The following is a 377-nucleotide window of genomic DNA, read 5'->3' on the forward strand; positions in this document are numbered from 1 at the left end:
GTTGGTCTGTACCGTACTGAATTCCTATTTATGGACCGTGACGCGCTTCCTACTGAAGAAGAGCAATACGTTGCTTACAAAGAAGTAGCAGAAGCAATGGAAGGCGAGTCAGTGATTATCCGTACTATGGATATCGGTGGCGACAAAGACCTACCATACATGGACCTTCCACAAGAGATGAACCCGTTCCTAGGCTGGCGTGCAGTACGTATCAGCTTGGATCGTCGTGAAATCCTACGTGACCAACTACGTGGCATCCTACGTGCATCTGCACACGGTAAACTACGTATCATGTTCCCAATGATCATTTCTGTTGAAGAGATCCGTGAACTGAAAAAAGCAATCGAAGAGTACAAAGTTGAACTTCGCGCTGAAGG

Annotated in this window: 1 protein-coding gene; it reads left to right on the plus strand. The window is 46.7% G+C overall.

The window, feature by feature from the left end:
- The coding region (locus AB4512_RS22530) for a putative PEP-binding protein (protein ID WP_372175761.1) at positions 1-377 on the plus strand (377 nt) is incomplete at both ends.

It is taken from the genome of Vibrio sp. 10N.222.52.B7 (genome assembly GCF_041474275.1).
In the GTDB taxonomy this organism is placed as follows: Bacteria; Pseudomonadota; Gammaproteobacteria; order Enterobacterales; family Vibrionaceae; genus Vibrio; species Vibrio crassostreae_C.